The following is a 19,722-nucleotide window of genomic DNA, read 5'->3' on the forward strand; positions in this document are numbered from 1 at the left end:
ATCGCGCAAATGTGTTGCCAGGATTATATACCGACCGGATACCCGGCTTTTATAATCAAAAGGGAAAATCCTGGAATATGGAAGGAGGCGGTGAAAGCAGCATAACGAAGCGCGCATACCCAATGCACCAAGCAAAAGCCGCCTCGACCGGGCGGCGGGTTAACATCTTGACGAAAGGATTTTATAAACGTTAGGGGAGACGCAGATGTACCAACGATGCAAACCGACTATATGCAAGCTTATGGCCCTTGTGATGCTGGTTGCCTCCTTGTTCGGCACCGGAAGCGCCGGTGTGCTGGCGGCAGGGGATACCGCCAACAGCCGAAAAACGGATGTGTGGGATTTCGGCGGTGTACAAGCAGCGGGGAGCAATTATACCAATCAGATTACGGTGGATACGCTCAACGGATTAACCGAGAATGTGCAAAAAGGCTGGTTTAGCAAGAACACAACCTTTGGCGATCTGACGGTGGTGACGCCGGGAAATTACCATCGGCTCTATTACACCGGGACATTAACCTATGGAAGCCCGACTACCAAGAAATTTCCCGATGGTTATGAGAATACCGGATCGATCTACAACGCCGGCACAGGCGACGACACAGGCAAGTACATCCGGATCGACAATGTGCAGGCAGGCGACATCATCAGCCTTTACGGATTCTCCACCAATACCTCCGGCACAGAAAGCCCCTTAATTAATTTTGCTTTAACCGGACAAACCCCCGGGAAAACGATTCTGCAAAATACCGACATCCTAACGGCAAACGGGCAAATCTTTACCTTTTTGGCCACGGATACAGGCTCGTTGAAGATCTATTTCACTAATACAGGCTCCTGGAAGCCCAATGTGGCCCGGATCACCAGAACCCCCGGCGTCAAGGTGAACGGCATCCTGAACCTGAACGGGTATGCGCTGGCAGGACATTCTCTGGTTTTTCAAAATGAGACAACAGGCGGCATCCATTCCGCTGTCCTGAATGCCGACAGCTCCTTTGATGTGACGCTGCCTGCAGGCTATACCTATACGGCTGCGCTTCTGAACGTCAGCGCGGAATACTCCATTTCCGACCAGTCCAAAACGGTGGTTACCACTCTTGCGGATATTCCCGATGGAATCGGGAACATCACACTGGATGTGGCCCAGATTGCCATGGCCAAAGTCAGCGGACAATTGACAGGATTTGACAGCGGCTACGATCTCAGCGCATTGAAGGTAACCCTGACGCCTCCGGAGGACAGTCTCGCGCCGGTTGTGGAAGCTGCAGTGGATAAGCCGGCCATGACCTATTCGGCCGATGTGAGAGCGGGAATCCCGTATATCCTGACCATATCCGGCGTGAATGATTATGAGCTTACCGGCGGAGCCAATGTCCAGATCACCGCGGATACCGTACAGGATATTACAGTGGTCAAAAGAGCGCTGCACACGGCAACCGGCTCCTTTATCGGTCTGCCTGCGACTGTAACGGTTTCCGGCATCAGCTTTGCCAACGTGGAGGACGGATATGTCTATCCCGGTACGGTGCAAGCCGGAGGGTACGCCGCAAGTCTGCGGGACGGCGCTTATGCCGTGAAGGCGGTAACCTCGGATTCCGCCTATACCACCGTGGGCCATGTAGTCGTGAGCGGAAGCGATACGGTAAAGGATATCAAGTTCTCCAGCACAACGCCGCTGCCGTCCCTTCCTCTTGTGCAGGATTTGTATGTGGGCGACAGCTCCAAGGAAAACAACTATGCCACGGTAAAAGAAGCCCTTGCCGCCGCTGCCCGGATGAATCCCAAAAGCGAGCAGGAGCGGATTACCATCCATATTGCCCCGGGCGTCTACCGGGCCCAGCTTAGAATCGAAACCCCCTACATCAGTCTGGTGAATGCCGCGCCGGGACAAGGGGAGGTAAAAATCACCTGGTATTATGGCGTCGGTTATGTGTATTACAGCGCCAATAAAGGCTATTACAGCGAGGACCATGCCTTTGACAAATTTGCCAAGGGCAGCGTGGATAAATGGGGGCCCACCGTCTATGTAACCAACAAAGCCACCGGCTTCCGGGCGGAAAACATTGTGTTTGAAAACTCCTTCAACAAATATATCACCCAAGAGGAGATTGACGACGGTGTTGAAGTGGACCCGGTGAATCCCACCAACCTCACGGTCAGAACCATGAGTCTGGACGCCACCTCCAGGGCGGCCACGGAAAGAGCGGCCGCCATCGCCATTGAAGCGGACCGGGTCGAATTTTACAAAAGCAAGTTTCTGTCCAACCAGGACACCTTGTATACCGGCGGCACCCGGATGTATTTCAAGGATTGCTTTATTGAAGGAAATACGGACTATATTTTCGGCGACGGCAATGTGGTATTCGATAACTGCACTCTGAACTTTGCCGGGTACAGCGATCAGGATTCGTCGGGGTATATTACAGCGGCGAGCACGGACCCTTCCCGCAAGGGATATTTGTTCCGCGACAGCATGATCACGGGAACCAGTCACGGCAGCTTTAAGGCCCAGGGCTTTTTCGGACGGCCATGGAGAACCGATGCAGGGGCCAAATTCCTGGACTCCAAGCTTCAGGACCCGTCCGTGATCGTTCTTCAAGGCTGGTCCGGAATGAGCAACAATGCGCCGGAAAATGCCCGCTTCTATGAATACAATACCACCTATAACGGAGCGCCGGCAGACACCTCCGCCAGAAGCAGATATGTGCTCAGCGGCGAAGCGGCAGTAACCGATGTGCGCCAATATTTCGGGAGCGATTGGACACCGGTCTATTACACGGAAGGAACAGTGACCGCCCCCGTATTGAACCCGGCCATCGGCACAAGTCCCTTCCAGGCCTATCTGAGCTGGCAGCCTGCGGCAAGCAGCATCGGCTCCGTCATCTATACCGTACATCAGGACGGCCAGAAGGTGGGGACCACCACAGAGCCGGCCTTTACCGTAGACAACCTGGCTCCGGCCACCACGTACAGCTTCCAGGTAATGGCCGTCAATACGGCCGGCAATACCGCAGCCAGCTCGGTAGTGCAGCTCACCACCGAAATGAGCCAGAGCATTCCTGCCGCTCCGGTGATAACGGCAACGCCGGGGGACAGCAGCGCCACCATCAACTGGGGCACCGTAACCGGCGCCACCTATTACACCGTAAAGGGCATGAAGGCGGGCAATACCGTCTATGACATGGTGTACAGCGTTTCCGGCCCTACGGTAACCTCCTACACCTATTCCAATCTGGTGAACGGCACCGCGTATCAGTTTGTGGTTACCGCCTCCAACGCAAACGGGGAAAGTGCCAACTCCAATACTGTGTCGGTTGTTCCCAGGCAAAAGGGCACATTCACACCGGAGGATTTCATCGGAATGGATGTTGGCAATCCGGATAAAGCAGGCTCATCAAGCTTCAATGACGAAACCAACGTATTCACCCTTACCGGCGCCGGAACCGGGATTAACAAAACAATCGACGGCCTGGACCAGCTCTACATGAAGGCGGTCAAACTGAAGGGCGACTATTCCATCAGCGCCAAGGTCACATACAGCAGCGGGCTGCTGGGCTTTATGGGGGTAACCATCAGAGAAAGTCTTGATCCCAACAGCTTCCATTACACCCAGGCCGCCATCAGCACAGGCGGAAGAAGAATGTTCCGCTACAGCGGATCTGCCAACGGCTCCAATACGGCTTTGCCGATAAACGGAACCGCCTACGTGAAGCTCATCAAGGTCGGAGACAAGATCACCTCGATCATCAGCTCCGCTCCCATACCGGAAAATCCGGTGGCATCGGAAACCCTGGCTATCAGCACAGCGACAGCCAAGCAGCTGGGACTTGACGCCGACGGAAATCCCAAGGAGCTTTACGCGGGTCTGATGGTAAGCTCCGGCAACTCGACCACGGCCCTGACCGCCAATTTTGAGGATGTCAGGATTGTGATGACGGACGGCACAGTAGTATTTGATTCCAATGAAGGGAAGCCGGTTGCCCCGAAGAATGTGGCCTCCAAGCCCTACGATAAGAGTGCGCTGATCTCCTGGGAGCCGCTGTCCACCGCAACCTCCTACACCGTGAAGCAGAGCGCCAGCGCAAACGGGCCGTTCTCAGAAGCGCAAACCGTCAGCGGCTCTGTTTATCAGGCGATGATTACCGGTCTGGAAAATGAAAAGACCTACTATTTTGTTGTGACGGCAAGCAATGCCAGCGGTGAGGGTGTTGCTTCGGAGGTGGTGAGCGTGACCCCCTCCGCCTCCGTTGTGATGCCGCCGGTCATTACCATGACCTCGCCTGCGCCGGCAAGTGAAGTGTTCAGCGCCTTGGTGCCGATAAGCGGTTCGGTGGACAAGGACAGCACCCTGACCATTACCAATAACGGAAAGACCGTCAAGCCGGACGGAATCCATGACAGCCTCTCTTTAACCAAAGGCGGAGCCTTCAGCACAACCCTGATTTTGACTGAGGGAACGAATGAAATCGAGATTAAGGCGCTGGACACCTACGGCAATATGTCTTCGGTGAAGTACACGGTAGTCTATACGTACAAAGCGGCCCAGATCGGCTTCTATCAGGCAGACGGGACGGCGGCAAGCGGATTGGCTGCGGGCCAGGAGCTTATCGTCAAGGCTGCGGTGGAAAACTACATCGACGCCCAGCGGGATGCCATACTGGTGATCGGTCTGTACGACGCGCATAACAACCTGGTGAAATTCATCTTCAGCGCCGAAACCCTGCCCAACGGAACATCCGATACCCTCTATGCCAAGCTGTGGCTGCCGGAGGAAGTGGAGGGATATACGGTTAAGGCGTACATCTGGAATAATTTATCAGACGCGCAGCCCATATCCGATGTCATCGTATTGAAGTAAGGCTTATTTCGGGAGGAACCACTATGCGAAAAAAGATCATATCAGCCATGATGGGCGCTCTGTTAAGCGGCTCGTTGCTGGCTCCGGCCCTGCCCGTCCAGGCGGCGGAAGCGCCTGCTGCCATTCCGGCCTTTCCGGGAGCGGAGGGCGGCGGCATGTATGCCAGCGGCGGCCGCGGCTATGATGTCTATGAAGTGACCAATCTGAACGACTCCGGCTCCGGATCGCTGCGGGATGCAGTCAGCGCGGACAACCGGATGGTAGTGTTCCGCGTATCCGGCACCATTCAACTGTCCAGCTCCTTAAGCATCAACGGCCGGAAGAATATTACCATTGCCGGCCAGACGGCTCCGGGAGACGGGATATGCATTGCGGGCTTTAATACGGATATCAGCAACTCCTCCAATATCATTGTCCGGTATCTGAGGTTCCGCCCCGGCTCCGCCAATATCTCCAAGGAGCCTGACGCCATCGGCGGCCGCGGCTCCAAATACCTGATGATCGACCATGTATCGGCCGGCTGGTCCACGGATGAGTCCATGTCTTTTTATGAAAATGAGAATGTCACGGTGCAGTGGAGCATTATTAATGAAAGTCTTACCTTATCCGGCCATGTGAAGGGCAGACACGGCTATGGCGGCATCTGGGGAGGCAAAGCCACCACCTACCACCATAATCTGCTGACCACCCATACCAGCCGGATGCCCAGAATCGGCAACGGCACTACGCCGGGCAATATTACCATGTCCAACAATGTCATCTACAACTGGGGCTTTAACAACACCTACGGCGGGTTAAACACGCTGCAATCCAATGTGGTGAACAATTACTACAAGCCGGGGCCCTCCACACTCAGATCGGTCATGGAACGGATTATCAATCCCGGCGACGGGGAGTTTTATGTCAACGGCAACTACATGTACGGCAGCCCGGAGGTGACGGCGGACAACAGCAAGGGCATTCAAGACCAGTCGCCCACTGCCATCCTGTCCGCAACGCCCTTCGAGAACGGCAGCTATCAGAACGTGGCCATTGAGGATGCGCAAACGGCCTATCTGGAGGTGCTGAACAAGGCGGGGGCGGTCCTGCCCAGAAGAGACGCCGTGGATGCCCGGCTGGTGGAGGATGTCCGCAACGGCACCGGGAGAATCATTAACCGGGAATTCGAGGTAGGCGGTTACCCGGAGCTGAAATCGGCGGAGCCGCCGGCGGATTCGGATCATGACGGCATGCCGGATGCCTGGGAGGATGCCAAGGGACTCGACAAGCATAATCCGGCAGACGGAAAAGCCATTACGGCAAGCGGCTACAGCAATTTGGAGCTGTACCTGAACAGTCTGGCCGACATGTCTTTTGCGCCGGAGAATCCGGTGGTCAAGCTGACTACCCCTGCCTATAACGGACTTTTTGAGCAAGGCGGGTCCATGTACATTGAAGCGGAGGCCGCTGATGCAGACGGCATTGCCAAGGTGCAATTTTTCCGGAATGACGAGCTTGTCGGAGAGGCTGCGGAAGCGCCCTACAGCTTGACGCTGGATAATCTGAAGCCGGGGACGTTCTTTATCTCCGCCAAAGCGTATGACGGGAAGGGCAATGCCACCCAATCCACCTCCATGCCGGTGCATGTCAACGGGCCGGAGATAGGAGCCCCCTGGCAATCTGCGGATATCGGCAATACCCTTGTGAAGGGCAGCGGCAGCCTGGATGACTCCGGGACATTGACAGTGAAGGGCTCCGGCAAGATTACGGGTGTAGCGGACAGCTTCCACTACCTGTATCAGCCCATCAAGGGCAATGCCTCTCTCACGGCAAGGCTGGATTCCATCGCTTTATTGGACAATAACGCCATATCGGGTCTGATGATCCGGGAGAGTCTGGAGCCGGATGCCTCATTTGCCCTCATCAGCACCTCCATTATCAAGGCGGACAAGGATGAGAACGGCAATGGGGACAAGGACGATACCTTCTATGCCACCTTTTTCTCCTCCAGGGTCAAAAAGGGCGGCGATGCGCTGACCCTGGGCACAACTGACTATCCCCAGGACCGGCTGCCGGCTCTGCCGGATAACACCCTGCCTCTGTGGCTGAAAATCGAAAGAGTGGACGATACCATCGCGGCCTATACCTCCTACGACGGTACGGAATGGAGGGAGCTTGCCAGAAAGCCTTTTGCCATGGGAACAGACGCCTACATCGGATTTGCAGTGGATGCCACTCAGCCGCAAAATTCGGATGTGTATTATAATACGGCGACCTTTACCCATATCGAGCTGGCCAATTCCTTTACGGTAACCGGGCTGAAGCTGACAGACGCGCTGGGCAATGAGGTGGAGAGGCTCGCGCCGGGCTTGAATGCTGTGGCGGCAGTCACCGTGAAGAATCATACCGCGGCTTTGGAGGAAGCGGCTATCGCTATTCAGCTTTGCGATGCCAATGATCAGGTGCTGGGCACCACCTATGTGCAGTCCAAGTTTACCCTTGGCCAGACCAAAACCGTCAAAGCGGGCTTCAGCACACCCTTGAATGTGGAGGGGCTTAAGGTAAAGGCCTTTGTGGTGAACAAGGTGGAACAGATGATGGTCATTTCCAATGAGGTGACCAGATAGGAGCGGGCGTATGAAGAAAATGAATCGGGTAATCATGCGGACTTTTGCAGCAATGCTGGTTTGGGCAATGGTATTTGCCAGTGGAGGTATGCTGCAGGCGGCGGAAGCAGCCATGACCGTCAGCCAAACCGTGGACCATAATTTGGCTGTATTTTCCGTAAAAGGCGCTCCGGGCGGGGGCACACCGGTATCCATTCTGGTTATGCAAAAGGGAACCAAGTCTATCGTGTATATGGATCAGACGGCTGCAGCGGGGGGAGAGGCGCGCTTCTCCACCTTGCTGCCCAAGGGCGAGTATACCGGATATGTAAGCGCCCCGGGTGCGGCCAAGGTTTTGCTTCAGGATTTCAGCATTGAGAAGGAAGAAAAGATTACCGGATTTAAAGCGTTGAAGGCTGTAGCCGTCGCAAAAGGCGCCCGGGCCGTTCTGCCAAGCTCCGTTATCGCGGTTTTTGACAGCGGGGCCAACCGGGAGGTTGGGGTCCAATGGCCGGACGCGCCGGGAACGGAAACCCCGGGTGAATTCACCCTCTCCGGTGTGGTGAACGGAACGGCGGAGAGGGTGGCGCTGAAGCTGATTGTCAGCGGAGAAACGCCGCAACCGACGCCGACGGACTCTTCGGGAGAGGATGATTCCTCCTCCGGAGGAGCCGCGCCGACCCCGAAGCCAACACCATCGGCTTCGCCGGGGGCAGCGCCGGTTATTAAGGCCTCCGCCACTCTTGACGGCACAACTGCTAAAGTGGAAGTTGCAGCAGCCGTTATCAACAGCGCGTTTTCCGAGGCGGCGGCTGACAGCAAGGGGATCAAACGGGTAGAAATCATCATCGACGAGGTAACAGGGGCTAAGGCTTATGAGCCGGAGCTCCCGGCAAGCGCTTTGACCAACGGCAACTCCAACCAGGTGATCAAGGTGACTACCCCGGTGGGAAGCGTAGAGCTGCCCGGCAATCTGCTGCGGCCTGAACAGGCGGGAGGGAGCGGGTCACTCTCCATTTCGATGAGTGCTATCGGGGCATCCGGGCTTCGGGACCCGGCCTTGAAGGCAGCGGCAGGAGACAGACCGGTGCTGGAGCTGGGCTTGAAGGCTGACGGCAAGGCTGTAGCTTTGGACGGAAAGGGACCACAGGTCAAGGTTTCCTTCCCTTACAAGCTCAATTCCGGGGAACAGAGAAATCCGGAGCATCTTGTGGTCCAATATGTGGATGGGGCAGGGAATGTCCGGAAAATTGCCAATACCAAATATGATGCGGGCGCTGGGGCGGTTACTTTTACCACAGCCCAATTCGGCCAATTCGCCCTGACCTACGAAGTGAAGAGCTTCACCGATGGCGGCAATTATCCGTGGGCAGAACATGCGATTGGGGTATTGGCCTCCAAGGGCATTATTGAGGGTACCTCGGACACGCAATTTTCCCCTGCGGACAATATCTCAAGGGCGGATTTCCTGGTGCTTCTGGTGCGCACCTTGGGGTTAACGGCGGATTTCACCGGCAACTTCAGCGATACCAGCCCTTCCGACTATTATTATGAGGCGCTGGGCGTTGCGAAAAAGCTGGGGATCAGCGAAGGGGCGGACGGCGACGCTTTCCATCCCCAAGCTCCCATCACCCGCCAGGATCTGATGGTGCTGAGCGCCAGAGCGCTTCAGCAGGCTCATCTTATCGGCAAGCAAAGTGGCGGCGCCGCGGAGCTTGCGGCATTCCATGACGCGGCGGATGTTGCCTCTTATGCGTCGGAGAGCATTGCGGCCATGGTGGAGGCCGGGATTGTCACCGGCAGAGGGGATACTCTTGCGCCCCTGGACAAGGCCACTCGCGCGGAAACGGCGGTAATCATGTACCGGATTTTCAACAAGCTGTAGGAAGCTTCTTGTTATGAGCAAAGCACCGGCAGCGTTGGCTGTTGCCGGTGCTTTTTGGCATGGGCGGCATGGGCGATGGGAGCTTATGAGTTGCGGGGGCCTTCCTTCAGCTAAGCGTCCAGGCAGCTCCGGCAAATGCAGGCTTTGCCGCGGCGGTCTGCAGGCACCCGATCTCTCAAGCCCTGGGGAATCCGGGCGGTCATGCACCAGCAGCTGTACGGGTCTTCGCCCGCCGGGACGGCGCATCCGTTGGGCCCGCCGCAGAGGGGGCAGATGCCGCTGTCGTCATGGGAATGTGCGGGAGAGTCGGAGTGGGAGTCAGGGAGCGAGTGTGGGGGAGAGTGTGAGTCTGAATGCGGGTGCGGATCTGAGCCTGAGTATGGGTGAGAGTCTGGGGCTGAATGTGAGTTCGAGTGTAAGTACGAGCGCGAGTGCGTCAAGGCAGGGCCTCCTTCAGGTTTGTGGCGGTGATGTGGCGGGTATAGCGGTCTTTATATGAAAGCTTATCATATAAAGCACAGCAAAGTGCAGCCATAGCGGAAGAAGCTTTCCGTTATGGTTCTTCTGGTGGGCCGCGGAGGCTAATAACGGAAAGGGATTTCCGCTATGCTTCCGCATCCCCGAAAAAAACGGATGCCAAGCAGGAATAGCGGAAGATTGCTTCCGCTATTTCAGGCTGAAGCGGTCACTCCCGAAGGATAGCGGAAAAAGGCTTCCGCTATCTTCCGGGGGCTCGGCCATGGCGGCGGCATAGGGGCCCGCCAATTGAAAATAGCGGAAGGTCAGTTTCCGCTAATTGAGCCGTGCCGCCGGTTTCACGGAAATAGCGGCCACCCATTGTCCGCTAACGCGCCGCGGCGAGCCCCAGCCGGAGAAGAAAAGGTGGAATAGCGGAAAAGAACCTTCCGTTATCCCGCCTTCCCCCCCCATATAGCCGGCAATAGCGGAAAATCTCCTTCCACTATTGTCTTTCTATCCTTCTAGCGACCGTGGCCGCAATGTCGAATAAGCAGCAAATTTTGAATATAAAAAAAATCCCCCGTTGAAGTTTCAACCCTCCCATGGGATCATTTATTTGAACCTTTTCTAAACAAAAACATTGGAGGGTGTGTATGGAAAAGTTATTTACCATAGACTGCGGAGAAATCTATCTTCAGGAGTTTAGGGTTGAAGATTCTGACGCGATTTATGAAATCACTTCGCAGCCTGAAGTCTACGAGTTTCTTCCCGACTGGAGAACAACAAAAGAAAAACGTTTATACTTTGTAACAAAGTATGAGATTCCCTCCAATAAAGGATTTTTAGCCTCATTACCTAATATTGAAGGGCTGAGCTCACTCTATAGCTTACTGAAGCTAGCGATTATACATAAGGAAACCAACAGGATGATTGGTTTTGTAAGCACAGGCATCAAAGAGGAATTGCCTGAGCCAAACAGGGAAATTGCCTATGCCATATCGAAGGATTATCGAAATAAAGGCTACACAACAAAGGCTGTTAGAGCACTGCTTCATTTTTTGTTCGACCAAACCAATCTAGAAGTTATAAACGCCATAGCTTTAACACAGAACATTCGTTCAATTAAAGTTATTCAAAAAAGTGGATTTACACTTCTTGGTGATATCGAAATAGAAAATCAAAAGTATCATCATTTTACCCTTCATAAAAATGATTGGCAAAGCCATTCATAAGACATCCCCATTAATAAAAAAAGCATTCAAAATCTTGGCCAAATGGGATAAGATGTATATAATGTCATCAACCCTGCGGGTAAGCAGGAATGTGAGAGAGACTATGATGCTCTCTCTTTTTCATATGACGCGGCGGTAAAATGCCAGGGGGAACCGGATATGAACATATTGGGAACAATCATAGCCATTATTCTGGTTGTTGTGTTTTCCATCGTGCTGGCACCGTTTGGAGGGATTGTACTGCTGGCGATAACCACGGTAATGGTTCTTAAGCTATATCAACAAAACAAACAAATGGCCGATGACCTCCAAAAGATTAAGGAAAAGCTGGGCATTGTGGAGAAGGATGATTTTAACCTGTCCAATGAGGAAATCGAAGAAGAGCTTGAAAAGGAATGGCAAGAAAACAAGAACGAGTAGGAGTGTTTCCATTGTCCAGCGTAAGGCTCACCAATATGTGCATGATTTATGATGAAAAGACCAATCAAGTCCTTGTCCAGGACCGGATCAAATCGTGGAAGGGGCTTGCCTTTCCCGGTGGGCATATTGAAGACGGTGAAAGCATTATCGATTCCACCATCCGTGAGGTCAGGGAAGAAACCGGACTGGTCATTTCCAATTTGGAGTTATGCGGGATTGTGTATTGGTTTCATGAGGAAACCAAGGATAAATTTATGGTGTTCAGTTACCGGACGCAAACCTTCTCCGGGGAGCTGCTGCAAGAAACGGATGAAGGGAAGCTGTATTGGGTGAACAAAGAGGAATTACCCTTTCTTCCGCTGGCGGAGGGGCTAAGAGAAAGATTGCCGATGTTCTTCGATAAAGCATACTCCGAGGGTTTTGGAATTTGGAGCAGCACGGGGAAGAAAGAAGTAAAATGGCAGTGAGGAAGTGATCTACCATAATTAATTTCATTCCTACATACTAAAGAGGGGTGCCAAGATGAAGCAATTTCCCACACATATTGTGGCTGTTTATGGAATTGTGGAAAATGATCAGGGTGAAATCCTGCTGTTAAAGGGACGCCACCGTCAGGTTTGGATGTTTCCGGGAGGGCAAGTGGAGGTTGGCGAGAACTTGATGGATGCTTTAATCCGGGAAGCCAAGGAAGAAAGCAATATGGATATTGCGGTCAATCAACTGTTCAGTGTTGCGTCCAACACCTGCACGTATCAAGGGTACAACGGATATGGCACCGTTCCCAGCAAAGTGATGATGGGATTTACATGCCGTTATCTGGGCGGAACATTCCGTGAATCCGATGAAACAACCGAATGTATGTGGGTTTCCAAGGATCGTGTATTGGAGCAGCTTACGGCGCCCGATTCCATAGCAAAATTCAAAGCATATTTGGATTTTACCGGTGGGGTTGACTATATGGAGTACGTTACCAAACCGCAGTTTGAATTGAAGCTGCAGCGCCGGATTTAAGCCTGTCAATAGAGAGGTATGAATTAACAGTCTCGAACGTTCCGGGGTACACATTGCATATGTAAGGGGGATGGCTATGGCGTTGGATGATTTTACGAAGAAGCGGCTCGGGAAAATTCTTGATGCGTATATTGAAGCCAAGATTCCGGAGGAATTTAAGGAGGAATACAGAATTTTGTATACCTTCAGAGGCAACACCATCACCCTGTCCCAGGAAATTCCTTCCTATCAGCCGGGTCAAAGGGTGGAGCTGCCGATCTGCCAGTTCAGGCTGGAGGAAGGCAAATGGAAGATCTATTGGCAGGACAGCAGAAATAGATGGCACTTTGTAGAAAATATTGAGCCCATTGAGGATTTCAAAAAGCAATTGATGATGATTGAAAAGCCTGAACATGGCTACATGTGGCTATAAAACAAGGCCGCAAGAGGGGCGGAATGGAGTGAGGACGTTGATACGGGAAGCGGAAGGCAGAGATCAGGAGCAATTGAGCCGATTGTACCGGATGCTGGTGCCGAACAGCAAAAAAATGAATGTGCAAGCAGAGCAGATCGGGAAAATCCGGACCGATCCGATGAATTTTATCTTTGTTTATGAAGAACAAGGTGAGCTCCTGGGCAGCTTGACCCTGAACATTTGTATGCAGGCTTTGCATGGGGAGCAGCCATATGCCATTGTGGAGAACGTCATTGTTCATGAGGATCACCGCAGCAAAAACATCGGCCAGCAATTGTTTCGGCATGTGGAGGAATATTGCAATTCCATCCACTGCCATCGCATCATGCTGTTAAGCAAAGCTACCCGTATTAGAGCTCACCGTTTTTTTGAAAGAGAAGGGTATGACGGTCAAGTCAGCAAGGGTTTTAAAAAGTACCTTTAGCCACTGCGGCTATAGGTAATTAGCGCAAAATGGAATAATACGCCGTCGATTCCTCATACAGGGCGGAGCGGTCCATGGCCAGGGAAGCCTGCGGAAAGGACGTGCTTCTCACAGCGGGAATCCGGTAGCTTTCAAGCCCCGCGGCTCCCGCGGCAATTTTTGCATGATGGCTGCCGACCTCCAGCAGATCGTATAAAGCCGTTTGCAGCACGGTTTGCTGCTGGATCGGCCATTCTTTTCCCAACTGCTCCAATGCTTCGGCCAGCTCCTCCACAGAGCGGGAGCGGATAGCTTTCAGACAAGCGCCCCACTTGATTAAATTGATTTCCTTCCCGTTCACCGCAACCTCGCAGCCGCCATAGCCTGCTTTGTCCCCGTACGAAAGCTTGAGCATTACATACCAGCAGCCCGAACGGACCGGTTTATATAAAAACGAAGGCCGGGCGGGAAAAGCGAAAAGCTCCATTCCTGTCAATTTGCCGTTATCCAACCGCTGCACCTCCTCTAATAGTCCAAACGCACAATGAAGATCATAACCGGATTCCCTCCAATTGTAAAAAGGCGAAATCCGTCGTTTTGGTGGAAAACTAGCGGTTTTAGCGGATTTTTTGAATAGAGGGGGCTGTATTATAGGCGCACCTGCCGTAATCTCGTTGAATCTTCTGTTTTCAGGGTAGGTCCGGAGCGCAAGGGCCCATAGTGAAGAAATGATCCCGAACGGGGTGCAAATAATCCGTTTCGGGTTATTTGCGTCTGTGTTTCTTTTGTTAGAATAGGGTCTATATTCGGGGGGAAAATGACGAGAGGAGCATACATATGAACGGCGAAGAGACGGAGCAGGTGCAAAAGGAACGGCAGAAGCAGTTTATTCTGACCGGAAATCTGTGGAGGGTTATGGCGGATTTATCCTGGCCGGCCATTGTGGCTATGGTGCTGTATGGCATGAATGCCATGCTGGATGGTTTTTTTGTAGGACGGTATGTGGGAGAAGCGGCCTTGGCCGGGGTGTCGGTGGTGTATCCCCTGTCCCAGATCAGTGTGGCGCTGGGCTCTCTCATAGGTGTGGGAGCAGGCTCGGTGCTGAGCATCGCCATCGGCGCCCGGAACGGGCTGGTGCAGAAGCGGCTCCTGGGCAACGTAAACTTTCTGTCCATTATAGCCGCCGCGGTTTATATCGTGCTGGGTTTGCTGTTCTCCCGAGAGCTGACGGAGATGATGGGTGGCAAGGAGGAGGCGCTTGTTCTGGGGGACCGTTATTTCCGCATAACGATCCTGGGGGCGTTCTTCTGGATTTACGGGCTGGCCGGCAATATGATTATCCGCGCCGAAGGCAAGATGAAAACGGCGGCATGGATGATGGGTGTGGGCCTGGGTGTTGATGCGGCCTTCAAGTATCTGTTTGTGGGCCTGCTGGGCTGGGGAGTGGAAGGCGCGGCCTGGGCCACCAATATCGGGATGGTGACATACACCCTCTTGGGCTGGCTTTACTTTGGCGGCAATGCCCCGTCCTTCCGCTCCAAGCTGGCTTCCGTGCGGTGGGACAAGGATATTGGCAGCTCCGTGCTGCGGCTGGGTTTGTCCTCCCTTATTATGAGCGTCATGAGCCTGGTGCAGGCCGTATTTGTCTTTAACGCCCTGTCCAAACACGGGACAACCGCCGATGTGGCGTTTTACGGAGTGGTTTACCGGATTTTCACCTTCCTGCTGACGCCTATTTTCGGGCTGATGCGGGCCCTGCAGCCTGTAATCGGCATCAATTATGGGGCGGGGGAGTATGAGCGGGTGATCCGGTCCTATCATATTTTTGCGGTGGCGTCCATGCTGCTGACGCTGCCCTTCTGGATTGTGTCCATGGTTGTCCCCGAGCCTGTGCTGGGGCTGATGCTGAAGGATCAGCTTTTCAGCGGGGAGCAGCTTGGCCAGTTCCGGATTTATATGGCGATTCTGCCGGTGCTGTCGTTTATCTTCATGGCGATGACCCTGTTCCCGTCCATCGACAAGGGAAAGCCTGCAGCCCTGATCGGGATTGCCCGGCAATTGGTATTCTACGTGCCGGTGATGCTGCTGCTGCCTCGGGTTATGGGGGTATCGGGAATCTATGTGGGCTCCTTCGCCATAGATGCGGTGATCGTCGTGTGGACTATTATTATGGTGCGCAAAGAGTTCCGCCAGCTTCGCCGCTTGAAGCCGAATGCTTCAGGGCAGTGGAACCAGGCAATGTAGCGGCGCAGGATGGGGAGATTGCGTCGGATGGTACACTCTCTGCCTAAAGAATGTATAAGCTTCGGCCATGCCGAAAACTAAATTCTTGGAGGGCATAATAAGCTTCCGCCGTTGATGCTTACGAAGCCAGTACGAAACATGCCCCTGTGCGTTTCTAACGTGGTTGTGCTGTGGTTTTGTTCCTTCACAGTAGACATTTTGCGAATTTTGTCTTTCATACAGTGGACATGAGCAGAGTAGCTCTCCCCTCCCTTACTTTGCATATAAAGCACAATATACGGAAACGAACGCTGTTCAACCACTATATATAGACATCTATCCCGGAGCGACTGGTTTCTGCGCTTCCTCTACCCTGGCCTGATGCGATTGCCCGGCGGGAAGCGGCTCGACTTCTTGACAAACGCAGGTTGTCAAAGGATGCCGGTAGGCGTTTTTCCTCGTCACAGTTGGGCGGACAGAGAATCCGTTATTTTCCGAATGTGATCCGTTTTCAGATTTACACGGACAGACGTTCCGCTATTTTGCTCCAGAAGGCATGGAATCCCCCGCTTTTTCAGATTTAACGGATCGTGAGTCCGCGGGGGAGAAAAAAAGGCGGATTTTGGCGAAATAGAGGAAACACAGTCCGTCAAACTCAACCGTCTTGATCAACGCGCAGCTCCAAAGGACGCCGCAGGCGTTTTTCTTATAGGAGGAAGTCATTGACAGTCCATCTAATTAAATAGTAATATTTACGTATTAAAAAGAAGAAAAGATTGATTGACAAGAATCGCCAGCATTTATATGATAATGATAATCAATCTCAATAAGAAAGGAACAGTTTATGGGTGCTTTTGCAAAAAAGCGGTTGGTGGGGCTTTTGCTGGTTCTCGCCGGGGTCACTTTGCTTTCCTTTGGCCTGTCCGCCATCTCGTCCGTTGATCCCGCCGAGGCCTTCGCCAGACGGAGTCTGCTGCAGCCTACCCCGGAGAAGATTGCCGAGGTCCGCCGGGAGATGGGGTTGGACCAACCCCTGTACCGGCAATACTTTCACTGGATGGCCAACAGCCTGAAGGGGGATTTGGGCACCTCGCTCACGACCCGGAATCCGGTGGCTGCCGATATTGCCCGCAAGCTGCCGGTAACGCTGGAATTGGTGCTGGCGTCCATGATGTGGATTGTGCTTATTTCAGTGCCGGTAAGCGTCCTGGCGGCTCTGAAGAAGGACAGCCTTTTCGACCGGATTGTGAGCGTGCTGACCCTTGCGGGGATATCCGTGCCGAATTTCTGGCTGGGCTTCCTGCTGCTGCTCCTTTTTGCCGTTGTCTTTCCTGTTTTTCAGGTGGTGAATGCCGGCGGGCTGCAGGGGCTGATTCTTCCCTCCCTCACCATGGCGCTGCCTATTGCCTCTGCGTCCATCCGGCTGTTCCGGGCTACCCTTCTCTCCAATCTGAACAAGGATTATGTGATGTATGCCAAGGCCAGAGGCTTGTCGGACAGCCGGATTATCTGGGGGCATGTGCTGAGGAATTCACTTCCTCCGATGGTGACCATGTTCAGCCAATACATGGGCTATATGATTGCGGGAAGCGCCATAGTCGAAAGCATCTTTTCGCGGAAAGGGCTGGGGCTTCATCTTATCAGCGCCATTGTCGGAAGGGACCTGCCCACTATCAATGGCTGCGTTCTGGTGATTGCCCTGATGTTTGTGGCTTGCGGTTTGGCGGCGGACTTGATCAACCTGTGGCTGAATCCGCGGATGAGGGAAGGAGAGGAGGAAGCGTATGCTTAGACAAGCCATGCACAGCAAGCAGGCCTTGGCGGGGCTTGTCCTGATCCTGCTGATGGGGGGAATGGCCGTTTTTGCCTCCGTGCTCATGCCGCATGATCCCAACCAGATTGAAGTATCCCGAAAATTTCTTCCCTCCAGCTGGGAATATCCTCTGGGAACGGACCAATTGGGACGCTGCGTGCTGTCCAGACTGATTTGCGGAGCCCGCTATTCCCTGGGCATTGCCATTCCTACCCTGCTGGTGCTGGGGGCGGCGGGCATCGCCGTGGGCACGGCTGCCGCTTACCTGGGTGGCTGGCCGGAGCGTCTTATGCTGATTGTCTGCGATATTTTCATGGCGTTTCCGCCCCTTGTGATTGTGCTCTCCATGATTGGCGCTCTTGGCCAGGGGATCGCCAATATTCTGGCGGCGGTTGTATTTTCCATGTGGGCCTGGTTCGCTAAAGTGGTCCGCACCTATGCCGCAATCGAGAAGAACAAGGACTACATCACGGCGGCCAAAATTGCCGGCTGCAGCAATCTGCGGATCATCTGCTATCATATTATCCCCAATATCTGGGGCCCGTTTATTGTTTACATGAGCACAGGGGTCGCCTCGCTGATTCTCATGATCTCCGGCTTTTCCTTTCTGGGGCTGGGCTTTCCCGCAGGCACTCCCGAATGGGGCGCCATGCTGGGGGAGGCCAGGTCCGTGTTTTATTCCCATCCGCGGCTGGTCCTTTATCCGGGCCTGTTTATTTTGCTTACGGCCGCCGGGTTTAATTTATTCGGAGAGGCCCTGCGGGATATTCTGTCGCCGGAGGAGGCCAGCCAATGAGCGACTTGCTTGAGGTGAACCGGTTGGACATCCGCTTGCGCCAAGAAGGGAAGCTGCTGGTAAGCCAGGCGGGCTTTAAGGTGCGGGAGGGAAGGGCGCTGGCGGTTGTGGGGGAAAGCGGCAGCGGCAAAACCCTGATTTGCAAGGCAGTGATGCAGCTGCTAAGCAGGAGAAGCTTTGCCGTATCCGGCAGCATCCGCTACAGGGGAAGGGAATTGCTGGACATGGACGATAAAGCGGTCCGCTCCCTGTGCGGCAGCAAGCTGGCGATGATTGTGCAGAATCCCATGACAGCCCTTGATCCCTCAGCCAAGATCGGCAATCAGATGGCGGAGACTCTGCGGGCGCATCTGAAAATCCCAAGAAGGGAGGCGTTGGAGGCTGCCGCCGCCGCTTTGGAGAAAACAAACCTGCCACGCCCCAGGCAGCTGATGAACAGCTATCCCCATGCCCTGAGCGGAGGGATGCTGCAGCGGATTATCGTCGCCATGGCGCTGATGCAGAAGCCCGATTTGATCATTGCCGATGAGGCCACCACCGCTCTGGATGTCCGCAACCAGGGGATCATTCTGGATGAGTTGGCCCAATTGAAGAGCACGGGCATTGGCCTGATTCTCATTACCCATGATTTTGCCGTTGCCGCCCGCCTGGCGGATGACGTTATCGTGATGAAGGAAGGGCGCGCAGTAGAAGCAGGTCCGCTGCAGCAGGTATTTGCCTCGCCGCAGGAGGCGTATACCCGGGAGCTGCTGGCGGCGAGCATCCTGGTCAGGGAGGAAACGCATGATTCAGGTCAAAGAGCTGTCCAAGCGGTATACCATTAGGGAGGCCAACGGCCGTAAAGCCATACTGGAAGCGGTTCGCCAGGTATCCTTCACCCTTGCCGACGGCACAGGGTATGCGCTGGTGGGGGAGAGCGGCAGCGGCAAAAGCACGCTTGCCCGGATGCTGGCGGGAATTGAACGCCCCTCCGGCGGCGAGATTTGGCTGGGGGACAGAAATTTGGCGGCCCTGAAGGGAAGAGCGCTTCGCCTGGCCAGAGCCGATTTCCAGATGGTGCTGCAAAATTCCCGGAGCGCCCTTGATCCGCGAAGAACGGTTTACGAATCTATGGCCGAGCCCATCCGCTGCCTGATGCCTCTGGGCAAGCAGAAGGAGCGGGAGGCCATTCTGGAGCTGGCGGAAAAGGTGCAGCTGCCGGCGGCGCTTCTGGACAGGCTTCCCCATGAGCTGAGCGGGGGCCAGCAGCAGCGGGTGTGCATTGCCAGGGCGCTTAGCGTCTCCCCCCAGTTCATCATTTTTGATGAATCGGTCAGCGGGCTTGACGTCACGGTACGCAAGCAGATTCTGGACCTGATTCTGCGGCTCAAGCGGGAGGAGCGTTGCATCTTCCTCTTTATTACCCATGATATCGACGTAGCGCTGTATATGGCCGAGAATATTTTTGTCATGAAGGAAGGGAGCATCGTGGAGCATATTGTCCATGCCGGGTCGTATTCCGACTTTACCCACGAATATTCCCGCACGCTTATTGAGGCTCTGCCTCCCAAAATCCGCACATCATTTTAATGTTAAAAGGGGAA

The 19,722-nt window shown here is 54.0% G+C and carries 16 protein-coding genes; 14 read left to right on the top strand and 2 right to left on the bottom strand.

Annotated elements, in window-relative coordinates:
* The first annotated feature begins 205 nt into the window (after window positions 1–205).
* Genes DQG13_RS02740 through DQG13_RS02750 form a run of 3 tightly spaced genes read left to right on the top strand, consistent with a single transcriptional unit; the run spans window position 206 to window position 9,328 of the window.
* Complete coding sequence (locus DQG13_RS02740; protein ID WP_113018017.1) at window positions 206–4,858, top strand: pectinesterase family protein; 4,653 nt, start codon at window positions 206–208, stop codon at window positions 4,856–4,858.
* 23 nt (window positions 4,859–4,881) lie between these two features.
* Entirely contained in the window at window positions 4,882–7,464 is a 2,583-nt protein-coding gene (locus DQG13_RS02745; protein WP_181592534.1) for an Ig-like domain-containing protein, read from the top strand.
* A gap of 10 nt (window positions 7,465–7,474) precedes the next feature.
* A complete protein-coding gene (locus DQG13_RS02750) occupies window positions 7,475–9,328 on the top strand; it encodes an S-layer homology domain-containing protein (RefSeq protein ID WP_113018019.1) in 1,854 nt (617 codons plus the stop codon).
* Window positions 9,329–9,438: 110 nt separating this feature from the next.
* Here the strand turns inward: DQG13_RS02750 and DQG13_RS31340 are convergent, their stop codons facing one another.
* A complete protein-coding gene (locus DQG13_RS31340) occupies window positions 9,439–9,768 on the bottom strand; it encodes a cysteine-rich CWC family protein (RefSeq protein ID WP_258525420.1) in 330 nt (109 codons plus the stop codon).
* Window positions 9,769–10,440: 672 nt separating this feature from the next.
* On the opposite strand from DQG13_RS31340, the gene DQG13_RS02760 reads away from it, so the two are divergent.
* The 6 genes from DQG13_RS02760 to DQG13_RS02785 all read left to right on the top strand — a co-directional run bounded on the left by DQG13_RS02760 (window position 10,441) and on the right by DQG13_RS02785 (window position 13,328).
* Window positions 10,441–11,019 (top strand): GNAT family N-acetyltransferase, encoded by a 579-nt coding sequence (locus DQG13_RS02760; protein WP_113018021.1) that lies wholly within the window; start codon window positions 10,441–10,443, stop codon window positions 11,017–11,019.
* Between the two features lie 159 nt (window positions 11,020–11,178).
* Window positions 11,179–11,439: a hypothetical protein gene (locus tag DQG13_RS02765; protein ID WP_113018023.1), complete on the top strand. Its 261-nt coding sequence runs from the start codon at window positions 11,179–11,181 to the stop codon at window positions 11,437–11,439.
* A gap of 2 nt (window positions 11,440–11,441) precedes the next feature.
* The gene (locus DQG13_RS02770) at window positions 11,442–11,906 is read left to right on the top strand and encodes an 8-oxo-dGTP diphosphatase (RefSeq protein ID WP_258525431.1); all 465 of its coding nucleotides are present in this window, start codon (window positions 11,442–11,444) and stop codon (window positions 11,904–11,906) included.
* Between the two features lie 55 nt (window positions 11,907–11,961).
* Entirely contained in the window at window positions 11,962–12,450 is a 489-nt protein-coding gene (locus DQG13_RS02775) for an NUDIX hydrolase (RefSeq protein ID WP_113018027.1), read from the top strand.
* A 76-nt stretch (window positions 12,451–12,526) separates the two neighbouring features.
* A complete protein-coding gene (locus DQG13_RS02780) occupies window positions 12,527–12,862 on the top strand; it encodes a DUF3024 domain-containing protein (RefSeq protein WP_113018029.1) in 336 nt (111 codons plus the stop codon).
* Between the two features lie 28 nt (window positions 12,863–12,890).
* Entirely contained in the window at window positions 12,891–13,328 is a 438-nt protein-coding gene (locus tag DQG13_RS02785) for a GNAT family N-acetyltransferase (RefSeq protein ID WP_181592535.1), read from the top strand.
* Window positions 13,329–13,347: 19 nt separating this feature from the next.
* Here DQG13_RS02785 and DQG13_RS02790 read toward each other — a convergent pair whose 3' ends face one another.
* On the bottom strand, window positions 13,348–13,818 hold the full coding sequence (locus tag DQG13_RS02790) for a hypothetical protein (protein ID WP_113018033.1): 471 nt from the start codon (window positions 13,816–13,818) through the stop codon (window positions 13,348–13,350).
* Between the two features lie 326 nt (window positions 13,819–14,144).
* Here DQG13_RS02790 and DQG13_RS02795 point away from each other — a divergent pair, with 326 nt between their 5' ends.
* From DQG13_RS02795 to DQG13_RS02815, 5 genes are all read left to right on the top strand, one after another.
* On the top strand, window positions 14,145–15,551 hold the full coding sequence (locus DQG13_RS02795) for an MATE family efflux transporter (RefSeq protein WP_113018035.1): 1,407 nt from the start codon (window positions 14,145–14,147) through the stop codon (window positions 15,549–15,551).
* 823 nt (window positions 15,552–16,374) lie between these two features.
* Window positions 16,375–17,322, top strand: coding sequence for an ABC transporter permease (locus DQG13_RS02800; protein ID WP_220094321.1), 948 nt, complete (start codon window positions 16,375–16,377; stop codon window positions 17,320–17,322).
* Window positions 17,315–18,139: an ABC transporter permease gene (locus DQG13_RS02805; RefSeq protein ID WP_113018037.1), complete on the top strand. Its 825-nt coding sequence runs from the start codon at window positions 17,315–17,317 to the stop codon at window positions 18,137–18,139. The genes DQG13_RS02800 and DQG13_RS02805 overlap by 8 nt, the downstream gene beginning before the upstream one ends.
* Window positions 18,136–18,963 carry an ATP-binding cassette domain-containing protein gene (locus DQG13_RS02810; RefSeq protein WP_113018039.1) on the top strand — a complete coding sequence of 276 codons (828 nt, stop codon included), beginning with the start codon at window positions 18,136–18,138 and terminating at the stop codon, window positions 18,961–18,963. The genes DQG13_RS02805 and DQG13_RS02810 overlap by 4 nt, the downstream gene beginning before the upstream one ends.
* Window positions 18,923–19,708 carry an ABC transporter ATP-binding protein gene (locus DQG13_RS02815; protein ID WP_113018041.1) on the top strand — a complete coding sequence of 262 codons (786 nt, stop codon included), beginning with the start codon at window positions 18,923–18,925 and terminating at the stop codon, window positions 19,706–19,708. The genes DQG13_RS02810 and DQG13_RS02815 overlap by 41 nt, the downstream gene beginning before the upstream one ends.
* Window positions 19,709–19,722: the final 14 nt, after the last annotated feature.

The organism is Paenibacillus sp. YN15 (assembly GCF_003285005.1).
Taxonomy (GTDB): Bacteria; Bacillota; Bacilli; order Paenibacillales; family NBRC-103111; genus Paenibacillus_AR.